This window comes from Porphyromonas sp. COT-108 OH1349, from assembly GCF_000768755.1.
Taxonomy (GTDB): Bacteria; Bacteroidota; Bacteroidia; order Bacteroidales; family Porphyromonadaceae; genus Porphyromonas_A; species Porphyromonas_A canoris.
The window spans coordinates 146,431-165,498 of record NZ_JRAH01000022.1; the positions used below are offsets into that span (position 1 = coordinate 146,431).

Here is a 19,068-nt window from a genome sequence, read left to right on the forward strand (position 1 = left end):
AGTATATTTTGTCGGCTTAAAGTATTTAACGAAGTCGGTAAACGTATTTACCGATTTCATTTAATACGTTTACCGGATTCGATTAAAGTGTTTAGCCAAAATAATCAAGACACTAAATATCAGCAGATTACCTGTTTTTACCCTAAAATGCCTCTGAAAAGGCAAATTTCTTTATTAGGAAACGTTCACAGACAAAGGTGTTAAAATTTACACCTATTAACGCGAAAAAGCCCCATCAAACGGACTGAGAAAAAATTTTTCCCAAATTCGAGAAAATCCGTATCACTTTGGGATAAAAGAGCTTACGACATTACGGCTTTTCTTCCATAATGAAAAAAGAGAAAAAAGAAGAGATTTTCAGGAGCTTCGGAGGAGGTCATTTTTATATATTCCATCCCATCAGAAGCTCTTTTCAGCCGAGCCTCTGTACCCGCTTTTCCATAAGAAAAATGGTGCAAATCTTGTGAGCAAATATCGCCGAGCCAATCAGCGCACGACGATTTCGTCCGTAAAGATCCACTCACCCCTGCTTCCTGCCTTGCCAATAATACGCAGGTAACGAGCTTTAATCTTTCCCTCCCACTTCCAATGCTCTATGAAAGAGATTGTTCGAGGCTCTTTCGGATGCTCTTTTCGGAAGATTTCCACAAAGTTTTTCCCATCTGTCGAAGCCATGATACAGAGTTCTTTTGGCAGATAGATCCCTGCGACATCCGCTTGGAGGAAGTCCATTCCGATGGATTGTAGTGTAGATGTTTTCCCAAGATCAAGAGTAAGGTCGAGGCAATTCTCTCCCAGGAAACCCTGCCAACGTCCATCGCCGTGCTGCCAGTTACCGCGAAGTCCGTCTACCAAAGCCTGTTCGCCGCCGGCATTATAGGAAGGATAGAAAGGTTTGTGATAGATGACCTTCGCCCCCGAGGCCTTGTGGACGACAGGCTGAAGAGTCTCCGGACGATCGCCTTGCTCATGCTTCAGGTCGAATGTATTCACGTTGTTTCGGCGCAGATGCTCTGTTTGTTCCAACGCCCAAGCTCTGAACACCTCATACGGCGGACGCTTATCTCCCAGACGTCCGACCTCTGCAATCGCGAGCATACGAGGGTAGAGCATATACTCCAGATGCTGAGGTGTAGCTACGTATTCCGTCCAAAGGTTTCCCTGCACGCCGAGTATTCCTTTCGGCAGCTCCATTTCCCAGACACGTTTCAAGGGGAGATAGCCTCCGAAAGATCGGGGTTGAGACTGTGGTGCATCTTGTGCATAGTCCAGATAACAATATTGCGACGGGGAGAAAATAACGTCGTAACCTTTTTCCAATGCACGCTGTACCTGCTTGACATCGCGCCAAACCATGACGATACTGCCTTCGGGGAGAGAGTCGCACAGGGCATCGTCCCAGCAGACAGGCTTACGACCATGATCCGTGACACGACGCATGGCATAGCTTACGATATGGTCTTGGAGTTCGTCGGTGCTTTTCAGCCCCAGCCGTGAAGCCATCTCCCGGCAACGGGAGCAGGTGCGCCAGTGTGTCTTGCCCGCTTCATCGCCTCCGATGTGGATATAATCCGAAGGAAAGATCCTCACGACCTCGTCTATGAGATGGTCTATGAACTTGTAACAGGCAGGATTGGAGGCACAGAAGTCTGCCTGCGCCCCATCGTTCCCAACGCACTTCAGCTCCGGATAAGCCGCCATCACCTCTTCGCTATGCCCCGGTATCTCCACTTCGGGAACGATCATGATGCCTCGTTCATTGGCATAAGCGATGAGGGCTTTCAGTTCGGCCTCGGTGTAATATCCGCCATAGGCGCCGGGTGTTCCTTCCGGGAGGTATCGGCGATCCCCTTCTCCCCACCACTTGTCCCAGTGGCTTTCGGTACGCCATGCCGACAGCTCGGTCAGACGAGGATATCCGGACAATACAAAACGCCAGCCTCCGGCATCGGTCAGATGCAGATGCAGGCGGTTGATGCCGTAGGAGGAGAGGATGTCTATCTGCTTTTTCAGCACATCCACACCGAAGAAATGACGCGAAACGTCTATCATGCAGCCCCGCCATTCGTAGGCATTCGGGGAGCTTTGATGCGATACTTGTGCGGATACGGTGTGCCGGTTTGCCAAGAAAAGCCATAGCAAAACAGCGGGAACAAGGAGAGTAATACGAGATTTCATGATGAAAAATTGGGGTAACGATATAATGTTTATAAACGGAAGCAATGTAGCATTTATTTTGGAGATAATTATCAACCTGAAAAACGATAATTACTAAACCGGAGAACGGTAATTACTAAACCGAGAAATGGTAATTACTAAATTGGAGAACGGTAATTACTAAACCGAGAAATGGTAATTACTAAATTGAAGAACGGTAATTACTAAACCGAGAAATGGTAATTACTAAATTGGAGAACGGTAATTACTAAACCGAGAAATGGTAATTACTAAATTGGAGAACGGNGAGAAATGGTAATTACTAAATTGGAGAACGGTAATTACTAAACCGAGAAATGGTAATTACTAAATTGGAGAACGGTAATTACCATTCCGAAGAACGATAAAAAGCACCTAAGCTTTCGTTTGAAAGCTTAGGTGCTTTTTCAGATAAGTAATGACCGAAAGTATTACTTCTTATTCAATTGCTCTTGGAGAGTCTTCACTGCTGCACGCAGCTGTTGATCGTCATCGACAAGGTATTGTTCCGGTGTATTATAAACCAAAACATCCGGTTCGAGCTGTACGTTTTCCAGCGGTTTGCCATCCAAATCGGAGCATGTTACCTGCGGAATACCGAAGACCAAAGTAGGATCTATCTGGCTTTCCCACCATACGGCAGTCATGGTTCCCGGTACGGGCGCACCGATCAGCTTACCCAATCCGAGCGTCTTATAGACATAAGGGAAGCCGTGAGCGTTGGAGTAGTTGCCCTCGCTCATGAGTACGGCAGACGGCTTGGTCCACTGAGCGAAAGGATCGGAGCCGATATATGTGCCACGAGGCGTGAATCGGGAATAAACCTTTCCGCTCAAAAGGATAGCCAAATCTTCATGCAGCCAGCCGCCACCATTGAAGCGGGTGTCCACGATAACGGCATCGCAATGACGATATTTACCCAAAAGCTCCTTGTACATCTTGCGGAACGACGGGCTGTTCATCCCCTGAATATGGATGTAAGCGATGCGTCCGTTCGACCATTTATTGACCATTTCGGCACGCTTCTCTACCCAGCGTCTGTATAGAAGTCCGTTCTCTGCCGATTGTGAGATGAGACGGACGTACTCTTCCGTTACCTTTCCGCTCTTTGTATCCTTGATGGTAAGAAGTACGTGCTTTCCGACTTTGACCTTTCCGCTACTTGGATTCTTGATGGTAAGAAGTACGCGCTTTCCGACTTTGCCGTTGAAGTAGTGCTCTATCGGAACATTGCGTAGGATCTTTTCGCCATCTATGCTTTCGATGATAGCTCCGGGCTTGGCATTGCTCGCTGCATTCTTGAGAGGACTGCCCGGCATTACCTCTGCAATCTTGAGCCCGTCGCCTGTATAAGATTCGTCATAGAACAGACCAAGACTTGCCGTAATCTGTGCAGAGACGGGAGCTCCGTATCTTGCACCGGTGTGAGAAGCATTGAGCTCGCCAAGAATTTCGGACATCAGCTCGGCAAAGTCGTAGTTGTTGTTGATGTAAGGCAAAAACTTTCCATAGTTCGCAGAGTACATTGCCCAATCCACGCCATGAAGATTGACGTCGTAGAACTTATCCTGTACCTGCTGTACCATGTGGCGGTAAATATACTCACGCTCCTGTGTCTTACGAAGTTCGTATGGCGCAGAGAATGTTACAGGAGTCTGCTTGGTTCCGTCAATCTTCTTGATACCGGAAGAAGTAGCTACAAAGAGAGTGGTACCATTCTTACCCATGAACAGAGAACCGGATCCGATGTTGGGGATAAGTACTTTGGTAGAACCTTCGACAAGATTGATTTCGTACAGATTGAACGCATTGTCTACAAGACCAATATAGTAAAGGATTTCTCCCTTTGGCTCTATAACATAATCTGTCTGCATTCCGGACGTTCTGGTAAGACGAACAGTGAGATAATCTCTGTCTTCAAGCTGGAATACCAAAGGCTTTTCGGTCTTCTTCTCTTTATCGTCTTTCTTGGCTTTGGACTTTTTGTTCTTATCCGCACTCTTTTCGTCTTCTTTCTTCTTATCAACATCAGAAATCTCTGTCTTTGCCAATTCGCGCTCTTCTTTAGAACGGATAAACTGATCGTACGCTTCTCTATCCAAGAACATCAAATAGATGTCTCGCTCTGCTCCCCAGCTACCATGGCTTCTATAACCGGATCTGTCCGAAGAGAAAAGAACCGCTTTACCTCCAAGTACAAATCGTCCTCTGATATCAGAGTAACCACTCTCAGTAAGGTTGTGTACCGTTCCACTACCATCTGCTTTGAAGATAGCAACGTCTTTATTGTTCCAACCACCAACGCCGATATAGTTCGTTATAATCCACTTGGAATCCGGACTCCACTCAAACCACTGATCACCGTCCGAATAGGAATAGTCGAACACTTTGTCCTTTATCAATCGCTCTTTATTTGTGGCAAGATTAAGCACCACAATAGCAGAACGATCTCTCAAAAACGCAATCTCTTTTCCATCCGGACTGAACTTTGGATCAAAAGAGGGATACGGACTATCTGTCAACTGAGTCTCTTTCAACTCCCTGGCATAAGTAAAGCTCTTGTCATCTTTACGGACCAGTTCTGTCATGAAAAGATCCCACTTGCCGTTGCGTTCGGAAGCATAAACAATCTTTCTGCCATCGGGACTGAATGTAATGTTTCTTTCTTGTTGAGGAGTATTGGTGATACGCTTTGTGGTTTTGTAGTCTACAGATGTTACGTAAACCTCTCCACGAACAACCATTGCAATCTCTTTATTATCCGGAGAAAGTGCCATACTGCTGAGACCGGATGAGAGATTAAAATGCTGCACTTCCGGAGTTGTATAGTCCGCTACGATCTCAATATCAACCTTTCGAGGCTGCCCACCCACAGGCATATAATAGAGTTCGCCATTCCAGGAGAAAGAGAGATTGCCCAAGCGGTCTGCAGACATATAGCGCACAGGATGATGCTTAAACGTGGTAAGCTGAACATCCTTTCCTCCGGCGAGTGCACGCTTGTAGATATTGAGTGTTCCATCCTGCTCGGATGTATAGTAGAAAGCATCTTCATTTGCCACCCACTGTGCATTGCGGTCTTCTCCCGCAAAAGATGTGATCTTCTTATACCCTCCGTCTTTGCTGTAAAGCCAGATGTCTCTCGTCACAGAAGATGTATGATGCTTACGGAATGGATCTTCGTACCCTTTTCTATCTGTATAGAGGATCTTTCCGTCTCTGATAGATGGTTCTTCCATAGTAATGGCACTGAACATCTTGGCTCTACCTCCTGTAACAGGAATAGTATAAAGCTGAGAAAAGACTCCCGTTGGGAACAGTCCGACCTCTTTTGCAGGACGGATATTGGCACGATAAATAACGTTATGATTGCCGTCAAAAGCAACAGGAATTTCCGAAGAAGAGTTAAACGTAAGGCGTTTGGCCTGTCCTCCTTGCGAAGTAGTAAGATAGACATTCATCGCGCCCTCACGATCCGAAGCAAATGCAAGGTTCTTGCTGTCCGGAGACCATACCGGAGCTGTATCGTAAGAGGGATTGGAGGTAATCTGTGTGGCGCGTCCTCCGGAAACAGGGACAGTGAAAATATCCCCCTTGTAAGTAAATGCAATGGTCCGACCATCGGGCGAAAGTGCCGTTTGACGCACCCACATCGGAGCCTCTTGAGCAGAAGCAAAAGCACTCAAGCCTAAACCGGCGAGTAGAGATAATGCAATCTTTCTTTTCATAAGAGTGTTATTGTTAAAGTATAAGTATGTGTTAATGCCTTGTTTAGAACAGGGCAACAAAAAAGTCTACAATCTGCTGCCAAACCAGATAACGCACAAGTTTTCCGGCAAGCATAAACAGCGCAACGCTCCAAACATTGGCACGAAGAAGACCAAGAGCTATTGCAAAAAAGTCTCCCACTCCGGGTAGAAATGCCCAAAAGCCCATCCAACTGCCTCGACCTTGAAGCCATGTAGTTATCTTCTCCAGACGTTGCGGATTTACTCGGAGATACTTAATAATCCACTCCTTCTTCCCTTGCGCTCCAAGCCAATAGCAACTCATACCTCCAAGCCAGTTTCCCAAGGTTGCGGCTACAATACACATCCAATAGTCCGAACCGGCAAGCAATACTCCGGAGAGTACCACTTCGCTCGAAAAGGGTAGGATGGTAGCTGCAAGAAATGCGGCAATGAATACTCCCAAGTATCCGTATTCTATGAGAAAGTCCATGTTGTATTCAATAAATTTTGTACGCAGGAATAAAGCAAAAAGAGATATGGTAGCAATATCAAAGTGCGTAAGATCACACTTTTGGCTTGAGTCAGACAATATCCCGAAAGTATAGAGGTATAGAATGCACAGCAAAGGTACAGGGATGCCCCCTCAGGCTCATAAAGGAGATGAGCGATATAGAGAAGAATAACCAAACGAATGTGTATATCAATAGTGAACCGCTGTCTCTCCAAAGATCTTGGCAGCATTCCGGCTGTTTGCACCACTATCATAATGATAAGCGCAATCAGAGGAAGCTCTCTCATGAGAAGCTGTGGAGAAAATATCCGATAAGATTGAAGATTTTTCATCAAATCGCCCGGCAAAAGAAGATAATGAACTGCACTATCCCTTAGAACCTCTATACCGGAGAATATATATATAATCAGAGCAGAACACCAAAATATGGAGAAGATCCCCAAAATAAGTGCCCCCATCTGTTTTTTATGCAGAAGTTCCAATCGCCTAAGTACCCTAAAAATAATAAGAAGCAGGATAAAGAAGACCGGATGGATATGAGCAAGCAGGGCAATGAAGATTCCCGTGTCAAACATCGCAACTACTCTCTGCTTGCGGCCATAACTATTCAGACCTATCTCTACAAAGAAGAGTAGAAGATATGTACTCAATAAAGAGAGAGTCCAGACCGAAATATCCCTAAAAACAGCACCGGCAAGGAGTGTAAACAACAGAGGAACGACAAATGCCTGAGAGCGTCCTCCGTAGTATATCAGTCCGTGCCGGCGCACAAAAAACAGGGTCAAAACAAACACAATACCAAGCACCCACGGAGTAAGAAACTCGTAAGTAGAAAAGCAAAAACGAATCTGTTCTAAAGCTTTTTGTGCCGGTAAAGCGATGTTTGTTATGTCCAAGGTATCAAATCTTTTCCTATATCGGATCTATTATACTTGTCTGTAAAAGAGATTAACGATGTGGCTCGATAGCTCTTATCCAATGCCTTCTGAAGCGTAGGGGCTATGCCGGTACATGCCAACACTCGTCCTCCTGAAGATAGAAGTTTACCGTCTGCTCCTTTAGTACCGGCATGGAAGACAACCACTCCGTCTCCATTTTCTGCCGACTCTATTCCGGCAATCTCGTATCCTGTTTTATATTCTTCCGGATACCCCCCGCTGGTCATGACAACAGTGGTGGCATACTCCGCAATCTCTTCCAATGATCCGGAAGACAACGTTTGGTCTTTCAGTTTGATAAGATGTGGCAGAAGATCTTCTCCAATTCTCGGCATTACCACTTCCGTTTCGGGATCTCCCATTCTGCAGTTGTACTCTATCACATAAGGGTCTTTCCCCTCACAGATCATCAAGCCGATAAAAACAAAGCCCTTATAGTCCAACCCCTCTCGGTTGAGTCCCTCTATGGTAGGGCATACCACCTGTTCCTCTATACGCTTTTTGAGTTCCGAAGAGAGGAATGGAACGGGAGACACAGCACCCATCCCTCCGGTATTGAGGCCTTTATCTCCATCGCCGATACGCTTGTAATCTTTGGCATAAGGCAGCAACATATAACCTTTGCCATCGGTCAAGACAAAGCAGGAACACTCTATACCGGAAAGATACTGCTCTATCACAACCTTATTGCCGGCGTTCCCAAACTTTCCGGTAAGCATCTCCCGAAGTTCTTTAAGAGCTTCTTCTAAGGAAGATAAGATCAATACCCCTTTACCGGCAGCCAGTCCATCTGCTTTTAGTACATAGGGAGCAGAAAGAGATGCTAAAAATGCTTCTCCCTGCGCTATGTTTTCAGAAGTTACGGTAAGATACTTTGCCGTCGGGATGCCATATTTCTGCATAAACTCTTTTGCAAAATCTTTGCTTCCTTCAAGCATTGCACCTTTAGCGGATGGTCCTATGATATGAAGCCCTTCAAGCTCTTTTTTCTGCTTGAGGAAGTCAACCAAACCATCCACAAGAGGTTGCTCCGGACCTATGACCACAACATCAATATGCTTCTCTTGTACAGCAGAGCAGATGGCATTAAAGTCGGAAAGCTTTATATCCAACTTCTCTATACCGTTTCTTTCCGTTCCATTTCCGGGAGCGAGGTACAGATGGTCTGCCAAAGGACTTTGTCTCAGTTTCCATGCAAGAGCATCTTCTCTACCTCCACTACCGAGAACAAGCATGTTATGCTTTGTTTTTGCCTGACTCATTTCCATATCTTTTTAAGATGATCATCAAAATATCTGGAGATCGTAAAGTACAAGTGTACTCTTTGAGGACCTCGAACATTGTGCTCATGTCCCGGATAGACCATGTAGTCCGGATATGTTCCGGCATCTACCGCTGCCCGTACAAACTGTATGCTGTGTTGCCAAACCACGGTAGGATCAAGATCTCCATGAATAAGAAGAAGTCTTCCCTTCAGATCTCCGGCTCTTTTAAGAAGATTGTTGGCATCATATCCTTCCGGATTGCTTTGAGGTGTATCCATATAACGCTCCCCATACATCACTTCGTACATAGACCAATCCATGACGGGACCACCGGCAACACCTACCTTAAAGATATCCGAGTGTGTCAGCATAAGATTTGTAGTCATAAACCCTCCATAGCTCCAGCCATGTACTCCGATTCTATCCGGATCGACAAAAGGAAGAGAAAGAAGATACTCCACACCTTTCATCTGATCTGCCATCTCCACTTCTCCAAGTCGTCTGAACGTAACATTTTCAAACTCCAAGCCTCTGTTGGCTGAACCTCTGCTATCCACCGTAAATACGACATAGCCATTCTGTGCCATGAATATATCCCATCCACGATTCAGGCTATTCCATGAATTTGTCACAAGCTGGGCATGAGGACCTCCATATACATAAACAATTGTAGGCAGTTTCTCTCCCGGCTTGATGTCTTTAGGATAAGTGATCTTATAGTGAAGGTCATACTTCCCCGAAGCATCTTTTATGATACCTCTTTCTACATTGGGCAAGCGAAAATCTGCGATAGGGTTCTCACTCTTGAAGAATGTCTCTTTTTTCCACTTGTTACCTTTGAGTGTATAAATATCTTCCTGACCGGGAATAGTTTGAGAAGAGAATCGGTCAAAGATTGCCGTAAGTCCCGGATTGAATAGAGCAGTATGATATGCAGGAACGGAAGTGATCAGCTCCATCTTTCCACTCGGGATGGCTACACGAGCAACTTGTCTTTCCGTCGGATTATTGATATTGCAGGTAAAGTAGGCATACTTATGATCTGCGGACAATCCGTGAAAATCGGTAATCTCCCACTCTCCTTGAGTAAGTTGTTTGCTCTTAGCTCCATTCTTGGTAAACAGGATAAGATGCTTAAATCCGTTGTTTCGGGAAAGTCTGAGAAAGCTGTCCTGTTTCTTGCTATTCAGAGGGATAATAGGATCTGAAGGCTCTATATACTTTGGATGAGTCTCCTGAAGGATTTCTCTCACCTTTTCTCCAGTACGGACATCATACATCACCAAAGAGCAGTGGTTCTGTTCCCTGTTCACCTCATCTATATAAAGGTATCTGTCGTCCGGGCTCCAGGCAAGATTGGTAAAGTATCTGTCCTCCGGTGCACCGGTCTTTAGGTAGATGGTCTTTTGGCTTTCAAGATCATATATTCCTACCGTAACATGATGGCTTGCCATCCCTGCCATGGGATACTTTATAGGAGTATGCTCCGATATTCTTGCTGCCGTATTTACCAACGGATAGTCTGTAACCATGCTCTGATCCATTCTGTAAAAAGCAAGAAGACGTCCGCCGGGAGACCAGAACATACCATCATTTATTCCGAACTCGTTACGATGAGGCACCTCACCATAGACTACTTCTCGCGATCCATCCGGAGTGATCTCTTGTGGTTCGGCATCGGGATAGATGATATATACTTTATGGTTGGCACTCTGAGATATTGCGCCCTTCTCCGTCGAGTGATAGAGCTTATCCCCTCCCGGCACACTCTTGTACTTTGCCAGTATCTGTTTCCCGTCATTGGAGATATGATAAACGAAAGAGGGGTGATATGCTATGAGATAAGAGCCTTTTGCCCCTGGGGAGATGGCATACGGCATCTCCTCTTCCCCAGTCAAAGATTTCCAGCTGTCGGGGGTCAGGAATGGTCGATGTTTGCTCACATCGGAAAGTGGAGCAGCTACCCAGATATTATCTCTCTTATAGATAAAATGAGTATTGGTAAGCAGAGGAAGTGCTGTGCTTTCCGGCACTATCGTGTGAGACTCTTTTCCTCCCGGAATAAGTTGATCCAACGTAAACGTTTTCATCTGTGCTGTGGCTTTTCCGCCTAAAAGCAGTATCAAAAGTAGAGATACGCTCAGGGTCTTTTTCATCTTCTCTTAAAATGTTTGGATATATGACTTGTCTGTTATTCTTTCTCTTCCTGTATATGTTTTCGGCGAGGACGGAAGCGCACTTCGTTCTCTCTCTTGGGTGCTCTGCGTCTCTCGTCATCGAAATGAGCTATCCTACGAGGTCTGAACTCTCTGCGAAACTCTTCTATCTCTCTTTCGGAGCGAGACAGTTCCGGTTCTTCTCTCTTCTTCTCTGTTTTGGCAGCAAAAGTACGAGGCTTAAATGCTCTCTTCTCTCCCTCTTCCCGCTTCTTGAAATCGCCTCTTCTTCTTCCGCCTTTCTCACCATCTCCAGAAGATTGTCTTTTTGAAACGGAGTAACCTCTGGTTTTGAACTCCGACTCCTTAGAAGATTTTCGAGATGGTTTTTCGGGAGACTTTTCCAAAAACTCGCTTCTCTTTCCCGAAAATGTCTCATAGCCTCTCAGCTCGCACTCCAAAGAACCGTTGAAAAGCACCTCTTTGAAAAATGGTTTAAGACCGATCTTCCACAACCCCTCCTTGGATGAAGAGATAACCCACGCACGATACCCTGTAAAGATATGCTTGAGTTTAGAGCCGAGTACACTGTATGTCTGTTCGAGATCTTCCGGACGAAGCCGCTCTCCATACGGAGGGTTTGTCATAAGCATCGGCGGCTCTTCTCCCGGAGATACAGCCGGAACCTGCTCCGGTAAGACGTCAGATATATCGGATACAACAAAAGAAATATCCTTCAAAACACCTGCATATTCTGCATTTTTCTTGGCTGCAACTATCGCCTTTGGGGATATATCCATCCCCACAACGGGATGATCGAATGGTTTTTCTTCCCATTCGTCCAAGATGGAGCTCAACAGCTCTTGATCGAAATCTTTCCATCTCTCGAAAGCAAAAGAGGGACGGAAGATACCGGGAGGTATCCCCTTCGCCATAAGAAGTGCTTCTATAAGGATGGTACCGCTACCGCACATCGGATCCACAAAGGCACTCTTGCCTTTCCAACCGGCAAGAAGCAGCATCCCGGCAGCCAAAACCTCCGATATGGGAGCATCTGTCTGAACTTTCCTATACCCTCGGATATGAAGGCTTTCACCACTGGAATCGAGAGCGAGTGTTACGGTTGTATGCGAGATATGGAGATGGAATAAAATATCAGGGTTACTCACCGAAACATTGGGTCTGCGTCCCTGCAGATCCGAGAAGTAGTCGGCAATGGCATCTTTCGTTCTGTAAGCAACAAACTTACTGTGTGTAAAGTGATCCGAATAGACCACGCTGTCCACCGCGAAGGTGGATTTGGGATCCAGATAATTGTCCCAAGCGATATGCTCATTAAGATAGTCATAAACCTCATCTGCATTTGTCGCCTCGAATGTGGCAATCGGGACAAGGACTCTCAATGCTGTACGAAGATGAATATTGGCTTTGTACAGCAGCCTTTTATCTCCCTTAAAATAGACCACGCGTCTACCTTTTTCTATCTCTTCGGCTCCAAGCTCCTGCAACTCTTTGCAGAGTACTTCTTCCAGACCGTGCAAGGTCTTTGCCATCATCCTGAATTGTTCTCTTTCTTCTATCTCCATCTATCTATTTCTATTAAGCAGGCTATCATTCCGATAGTTTGACAACAGTTGTATAAAATCACAGAAATCCTCCTCTAAGCCAGACAAACAAAAGCCCCCATCTTGACGCCGATATATTTGGCGAGGGATATGTACTTCTCCATTATCTCTGCCGGCACATCCGGAGTACGGGAAAGAATCATCGCCTCCGCTGCGGTGCGTCCTATTATAAGAGCCACGCTGTAAGCTTCATCTATCGCAACAACATTGTATCCACGATAAAACGGTCCACAAAAAGATACTCTGAGTGCACCGCGAGAGGAAGAACCGCGAAACAGCACATGCCCTACCGAGCGATGCCAACGCTCTTTGCCCACCTCGCAGTAGCTCTTCAAGACTTGCATGGAGCCATCCGGAAGAATGGAAAAGTCGTAGCTCAAATTCTCTCTACAAGAAGAAACCCACTGGGGTGTACCTGCCACCACAAGCCATGAGCCGACAAACTTTTCCGGCTCAAAAGAGTCTATCGGATACGCTCTTGCCGGTTTTACTCTACCCCACTCCCTGTATGCCATATAGCCCAATGCTCCAACGGCAAGAGTTATGGCTGCTTTAGTTCTTGTTTTCATGGACTAAGACTCTATTATTTACCTCTAAAGGTAGTCATTATTCTATACTTACACTTGTACGGATAGGATCATCGTAGAGCTCTTGCAGGCGTTTAAGCTCCTGCTTAAGCTCTTGTGTTACCGCTTCGTAGCCGGGATCACCATAGAGGTTGTTCATTTCGGAAGGATCGGTCTTTAGGTCATACAGCTCCCAGGCATCTATATCCTTGTAGAATCGGATCAGCTTGTACCGCTCGGTACGAACGCCGAAGTGGCGACGCACGGCGTGCTCTCCCGGGAACTCATAGAAGTGATAGTACAACGATTTCCGCCAATCTTTGGGGGCTTTCTTGCTTGAAAGCAACGGCATCAGCGATACTCCCTGTATATCTTCAGGTATCTCCACTCCGGCAATATCCAGCATCGTTGGGGCAAAGTCTATGTTCTGTACCAACTCAGATATCTCTCCTCTCTTACCATATCCCTTCGGAAGTCTTACCAATAGAGGGGTAGAGAAAGACTCTTCGTACATGAATCGTTTATCGAACCAGCCATGCTCACCCATGTAGAACCCTTGATCCGATGTGTAGATCACGACCGTATTTTCAAGCAGTCCGCTCTGTTCCAGATAGTCCAGTACTCTACCCACGTTGTCGTCCAGAGACTTCACCGTCTTGGCATAGTCTCTCATGTAGCGTTGGTACTTCCACTCCGCAAGCTCTTTTCCTTGAAGATTGGCAGAAGAAAACTGTTGGAGAATCGGGGTGTAATGTTTGTCCCACACCGCTCTCTGTTCCAGTGTCATTCTCTTCATGATTCCCGGATACCAGCCACTAAGTCTCGATGGCTTTCCCTCCCTGTACATCTTAAGGTCATAAGCCAAGTCCATATCCTTATCGCTCGCAATGCTCATCTCTTGCTTTGCTGCAGCTGCTCTTCCTTCGTAGTTATCGTAGAAGTTGGCAGGCAATTCAAAAACCTTATCCTCGTATAGAGCAAGATCGGCAGTATCTGCCATCCAATTTCTGTGTACGGCTTTGTGATGCAGGAAGAGACAGAACGGCTTACTCTTATCGCGCTTGCTATCAAGCCACTCCAATCCCAAGTCGGTTGTAACTGTGGTTACGTACCCCTCATATTTGGTCTTTCCGGCAGCAGTGATGAAGTCCGGATTGTAATAGTCTCCTTGTCCCGGCAATATCTCCCAGTGGTGGAAGTGACGAGGCTGGCTATCCAAGTGCCACTTACCGATCATCGCCGTCTGGTATCCTGCCTTTTGCAAAAGTTCCTGCACCGTCTGCTGATTGCCGTCAAAGGTGGTATGGTTATCCTTCTTACCATTCTTATGGCTGTGCTTCCCGGTAAGAAGACATGCTCGACTCGGTCCGGAAATAGAGTTTGCCACGTAAGCATTGGAAAATAAGACCCCCTGCTCCGCTATCCGATCCAGATTGGGCGTACTGATATGACGCCCGTCATAACAGCTCATCATCTGTCTGGTATGATCATCGGTCATGATATACACAATGTTCAGAGGCTTATTCGATTCTCTCTTTCCCTCGGCAAACAGCTTTGCCGGAGCCACCATCGCAACACCCGAAAGGGGCAGCAACACCACTTTATAGACACTCTTCATCTATGGATCCTTTGAAAAACATTAAACTTGTACCACAAAGATAACCTTAATCGCCCTAATGGTAATACATCCGATACCGGAACGAAAAATTTTCTGCACACAAAAGGAAGAGAATGAGTCTGAAAGGGAGAAAACAGAGTCCCCCTTCTTTCTTCTTTTAGATATACTCACAACTTACTCCAAACCTGTTTACAACCAAGACTTAACACGTTCAGAGCCGAAAATCAAGGCTTGACTTCTGCAAATCAAAGCATGATTTGCACCAATCGTGGCTTGACGGCTGCAAATCGAGATTCGGTTTGTAGATTTATACCGCTTTAGTACAACTCTTTATCCTGTTTACAACCACTTTTAAGAGTTTATATTCGGAAAAAACAGGTGCAATTCGGCTTCGTTTATAAGAGTTCATATCGTAAATTAGACTATCTTTAGGTGTCGTAGAAAGAGGTAAAACTTCCTCTCACAATACCGAGCAAAGACACTTTTCCTAATGAATGAAAGCACGATAGAGAAGCTGAAAACGCTTGCAGAAGCTGCAAAGTATGATGTATCCTGTGCATCCAGCGGTTCTTCTCGCAAGAATACAAAGGGCGGAATAGGTAACGCTTCGGGGTGGGGTATTTGTCACAGCTTCACTCCGGACGGACGTTGCATCTCTCTATTCAAAGTATTGCTGACCAATCACTGCATATACGACTGTGCCTACTGCTCCAACAGAAGAAGCAATGACGTGCAGCGAGCCATGTTCACGCCCGAAGAGCTGGCAGAGCTGACTATTGAGTTTTACCGCAGAAACTATATCGAAGGGCTCTTTCTAAGCTCCGGAGTGATACGCAATCCGGACTATACGATGGAGCAGATGCTGCGAACAGTGAAGCTACTAAGAGAGGTGTACGGATTCAACGGCTATATTCACATGAAGAGCATACCGGGAGCGAGCCGGGAATTGGTAGCCAAAGCAGGAACGTATGTGGATCGGATGAGTGTAAATCTGGAGATTCCGTCGGAAGAGAATCTGAAAATCCTCGCCCCGGAAAAGGATTATGCCGGGGTGTTCGGACCTATGCGTTTTATCCAACAAGGAATGTTGGAAAGCGTCGAAGAGAGAAAGAAGTTTCGCTCTGCGCCGAAGTTTGTTCCTGCCGGACAGAGTACACAGATGATTATAGGTGCCACTCCGGACAGCGACAAGCAGATACTGACCCTCGCATCCGCTCTCTACAAACGTCCTTCATTCAAACGGGTTTATTACTCCGGCTATATCCCGGTCAATACGAATGACAGCCGTCTTCCGGCTCTGCTCTCTCCGCCACTGGTACGAGAGAACAGACTCTATCAGGCAGACTGGTTGATGAGGTTCTATAACTTCAGTGCGGATGAGATTGTGAACGACCGGCATCCGGACTTGGACTTGGATATAGATCCGAAGATGAGCTGGGCACTTCGGCATCCGGAGTATTTTCCGGTGGATTTGAGTACGGCTCCTTATGAATTGATACTGAGGATACCGGGAATAGGAGTGAAGTCCGCAAAGCTGATTATCGCTTCAAGAAGATTCGGGACACTCTACTCTTTTCAGCTGAAACGAATGGGAGTGGTGATGAAAAGAGCACAATACTTTATCGTTTGCCGAGATCTCCCGATGCGCACCATCAACGAACTTTCTCCCGAATACGTTCGCAAGCAGGTCGCAGAGAAAAAAGAGAAGCAGGCATTGGCTGCAGCAATGCAGATTCCTATAAACTTCGGAGAGTGATAACAGCCTGAAAACAGACAGAAGAAGGATGGCGATATTTCTTTACGACAAAACACTCGACGGGTTGCTCTCCTGCATCTTTTTCTCCTATGAGCAGAAGATTGTACCGGAAGCCATCCTTTCGCAAGACGCACAAAGGTCTTTTCTCATGGACGAGGTATACACCATAAGCGCAGACACAAAAAAAGCCGGACGTGTATGGTCCGGCTTGGAAAAGAAGATCTCTAAGATTGCTCAAAACATGCTTCTCTTGGTGTGGCTGTCGGAGCTGCCTGAAGTGGAAATGCTTCTATTCAGATACATCTGTAAGGTGATAGATGCCCCTAAAGGCTATGAAATGAACTTCGGAGACGAAGACGTAATACGGGTAAAAGAGATTACAAGAAAGGTTGCAGGAGAATCGAGAAAATTCATCCAGTTCGTCCGATTTCAACGAACGGCAGACAACATCTATTTTGCCCCCATAGCTCCCCGTTTCAATATACTCTCTCTTATCGTTTCTCACTTTGAGGCAAGATATGCAGACCAGCAGTGGATCATATATGACACGAACAGAAACTCCGGCATCTACTACGACAAAGCAACAACGCGCTATATCTCATTCTCCGAGAAAGATTTTACTGCTCTCAAAAGCGGCATAATAGAAGAGGAGAAGCTGTCTGACGAGGAGATTTTATTCCAAAAAATGTGGAAAGAATACTTCCAAAGTATCACGGTAAAAGAGCGCATCAATCTCAAACTTCAACGCCAAAATATGCCGAAACGATACTGGAAGTATCTGACGGAGATGCAGTAAAGGCTACAAAATCTGCCTCTTCAAGGATATTGAATAGGGAAGTATCGGCTATTTGCTTTTACTTCCTCATTTAACTTATTTAGTTAGGTATTATCTTTGGCTCAACTACACAATTGGATGTTCCGATAACCCCAACAACACTATTCCATACCCATCCGGATCTTAAAACCAGACCTCCAATAGTCGCACCCACTCGTTAAAGAATGGAGCTTTGTTCAGAGGTATTTGATTTGCACTTAATCGTTCTACTGCCTCTGTATTGCTTACGATAATAAGTGTCAGTTGTGGATTTTTCTTCTTTATCTCAGATAGAGATATATTCTTAGTATTCAAATTAACTATCAAGGGTCTCTGTCCAAAACTTTCATACTAAAGGTATTATCACCTTTTCTTTGTCACAAGCTTATAGGTAAATAAAACCAATGGATCGGATAGGTCCCAACTCTTTAATTCTTCAAGTAGTAAATCTTGATGCTTTTTTCCTATATCTCTCAAAGCATTTCCTACAGATTTTCTCAGGTATTTGCTTGGATGAGCCTTATGTTTGCTGATAAGTTCGATAGCTAATAATGGTCTATCCTTGAAGAAAGGGCGGCTTGTCCATATTCTCAATCCCTCTGTTACAGCTCGAATAATATTAGGATTTCCTGCATTCATCCACTCTTCAATAAGGGGTAGAGATGCTTCATAACCTCTTTTCTACATATCTCATCAAAAGCTTTTGCAAGCATCTCTTGGACTCGCCAGTTCGTATCCATACTGACTATGTCTTTCAGATACAGAAGAGCTGCCTTATTGCTCACGGCTAAATGCCCTAAGATAACAGTAGCCAACATTCGAACTTGATAGCTATCTTTCTTAAATAGATCAAGAGCTATATCGAAACAACGCTCATCTCCATACAGCAATATGATTTCTTCTGCTCCTTCATTCACATGTTTGAAGCCGTGTTCTATCTGTACTATTCTATTCAAAATAGTATCAATCTCTCTACTATTAGCATCCTTACTCATTACCATAATCGTCACAATCAATCCCTTAAAAGTACAACAAAGGCTTTATTATCGCAAAAACAATTTTTTCTTTAATGATAAATCCCTCTTTCTCGTATCATAAGGACGACATGTTAAGTGAAGTAATTATTTCAATTGGGAAGGAAACAAATTTATTCAATACCGATAAAGCTGAGCCGAAAAGATTTTTTCTTATAGTTGAAGCACACCGAAGAAGATAGAAACTGAAACAGCAAACCTATAAAAACAAAGGAGAGAGCCACATTCCTGTTACGGTTCATGTCTCTCTCCTTATCGTTAAGTGGCGGCTACTTACTCTCCTATTTGCATATTCCTTAGAAGTATGGAAAAAGAAAAAAGATTGAAAAGGAGAGAACAGCAAAGCCATCTCTATTTTCATACGGAGGAGGAACAGAATAAAAAATCAAAGAGAAAGCAGTGGAAAGATTCCGCCTGTATTTTTATGCGGAGTGACGAAAAAAGCAAAAGAGGTTGAAAAGAGACGGAGGATATACACCTCATATTTGAGAATAACCAATATGGAAAGGGCAAAAGAATTGAAGAGGAGAAAAGCGGCAAATCCGTTTCTATTTTCATACGAAGTGTGGAAAGAGCAAAAAGGGGTTGAAGAGGAGAAAGAAGGACGCTAGTATGTATCTTAATGCAGAGGAGAAACGGAGTGAAAAGAATTAAAGAGATAATCGCAAGGTGTTCCGTCTCTATTTTCATCCAGAACAGGGAAAGAATAAAAAGAAATGAAGAAGTAGAAAAGAAAGAAGAAGCAAACCGGCAAACCTACAAAAACAAAGGAGAGAGCCATGTTCCTGTTACGGTTCATGTCTCTCTCCTTCTCTATATAAGTGGCGGCTACCTACTCTCCCATTTGCATAGTACCAT

Annotated in this window: 13 protein-coding genes and 1 pseudogene; 3 read left to right on the plus strand and 11 right to left on the minus strand. The window is 45.1% G+C overall.

Going from position 1 to position 19,068, the window contains the following annotated elements:
- Positions 1–486 precede the first annotated feature (486 nt).
- From JT26_RS06330 to JT26_RS06370, 9 genes are all read right to left on the minus strand, one after another.
- Positions 487–2,178, minus strand: a complete 1,692-nt coding sequence (locus JT26_RS06330) for a family 20 glycosylhydrolase (RefSeq protein ID WP_052110402.1) — start codon at positions 2,176–2,178, stop codon at positions 487–489.
- A gap of 449 nt (positions 2,179–2,627) precedes the next feature.
- Positions 2,628–5,924, minus strand: coding sequence for a S41 family peptidase (locus tag JT26_RS06335; protein ID WP_036847709.1), 3,297 nt, complete (start codon positions 5,922–5,924; stop codon positions 2,628–2,630).
- Positions 5,925–5,967: 43 nt separating this feature from the next.
- Positions 5,968–6,417 (minus strand): YqaA family protein, encoded by a 450-nt coding sequence (locus JT26_RS06340; protein ID WP_036788366.1) that lies wholly within the window; start codon positions 6,415–6,417, stop codon positions 5,968–5,970.
- Positions 6,402–7,334 carry a hypothetical protein gene (locus JT26_RS06345; protein ID WP_036847712.1) on the minus strand — a complete coding sequence of 311 codons (933 nt, stop codon included), beginning with the start codon at positions 7,332–7,334 and terminating at the stop codon, positions 6,402–6,404. The genes JT26_RS06340 and JT26_RS06345 overlap by 16 nt, the downstream gene beginning before the upstream one ends.
- A complete protein-coding gene (gene purD, locus JT26_RS06350; protein ID WP_235300032.1) occupies positions 7,325–8,644 on the minus strand; it encodes a phosphoribosylamine--glycine ligase in 1,320 nt (439 codons plus the stop codon). The genes JT26_RS06345 and purD overlap by 10 nt, the downstream gene beginning before the upstream one ends.
- Positions 8,635–10,797, minus strand: coding sequence for a DPP IV N-terminal domain-containing protein (locus JT26_RS06355; protein ID WP_036847714.1), 2,163 nt, complete (start codon positions 10,795–10,797; stop codon positions 8,635–8,637). The genes purD and JT26_RS06355 overlap by 10 nt, the downstream gene beginning before the upstream one ends.
- Before the next feature lie 35 nt (positions 10,798–10,832).
- Complete coding sequence (locus JT26_RS06360) at positions 10,833–12,383, minus strand: class I SAM-dependent RNA methyltransferase (RefSeq protein WP_036847717.1); 1,551 nt, start codon at positions 12,381–12,383, stop codon at positions 10,833–10,835.
- 74 nt (positions 12,384–12,457) lie between these two features.
- Positions 12,458–12,991: a lipocalin family protein gene (locus tag JT26_RS10200; RefSeq protein ID WP_052110404.1), complete on the minus strand. Its 534-nt coding sequence runs from the start codon at positions 12,989–12,991 to the stop codon at positions 12,458–12,460.
- A gap of 37 nt (positions 12,992–13,028) precedes the next feature.
- The gene (locus JT26_RS06370) at positions 13,029–14,606 is read right to left on the minus strand and encodes a sulfatase (RefSeq protein WP_036847720.1); all 1,578 of its coding nucleotides are present in this window, start codon (positions 14,604–14,606) and stop codon (positions 13,029–13,031) included.
- 490 nt (positions 14,607–15,096) lie between these two features.
- On the opposite strand from JT26_RS06370, the gene JT26_RS06375 reads away from it, so the two are divergent.
- Complete coding sequence (locus JT26_RS06375; protein ID WP_036847724.1) at positions 15,097–16,362, plus strand: putative DNA modification/repair radical SAM protein; 1,266 nt, start codon at positions 15,097–15,099, stop codon at positions 16,360–16,362.
- Between the two features lie 28 nt (positions 16,363–16,390).
- On the plus strand, positions 16,391–17,158 hold the full coding sequence (locus JT26_RS06380) for a TIGR03915 family putative DNA repair protein (protein ID WP_036847727.1): 768 nt from the start codon (positions 16,391–16,393) through the stop codon (positions 17,156–17,158).
- 162 nt (positions 17,159–17,320) lie between these two features.
- On the opposite strand, the gene JT26_RS10840 is transcribed toward JT26_RS06380, so the two are convergent.
- The gene (locus tag JT26_RS10840) at positions 17,321–17,491 is read right to left on the minus strand and encodes a hypothetical protein (RefSeq protein WP_160217641.1); all 171 of its coding nucleotides are present in this window, start codon (positions 17,489–17,491) and stop codon (positions 17,321–17,323) included.
- A 48-nt stretch (positions 17,492–17,539) separates the two neighbouring features.
- Positions 17,540–18,171, minus strand: a pseudogene (locus JT26_RS06385) (DNA alkylation repair protein).
- A gap of 679 nt (positions 18,172–18,850) precedes the next feature.
- Here JT26_RS06385 and JT26_RS10985 point away from each other — a divergent pair.
- On the plus strand, positions 18,851–19,068 hold a 218-nt coding region (locus JT26_RS10985), incomplete at its 3' end, for a hypothetical protein (RefSeq protein ID WP_235300034.1).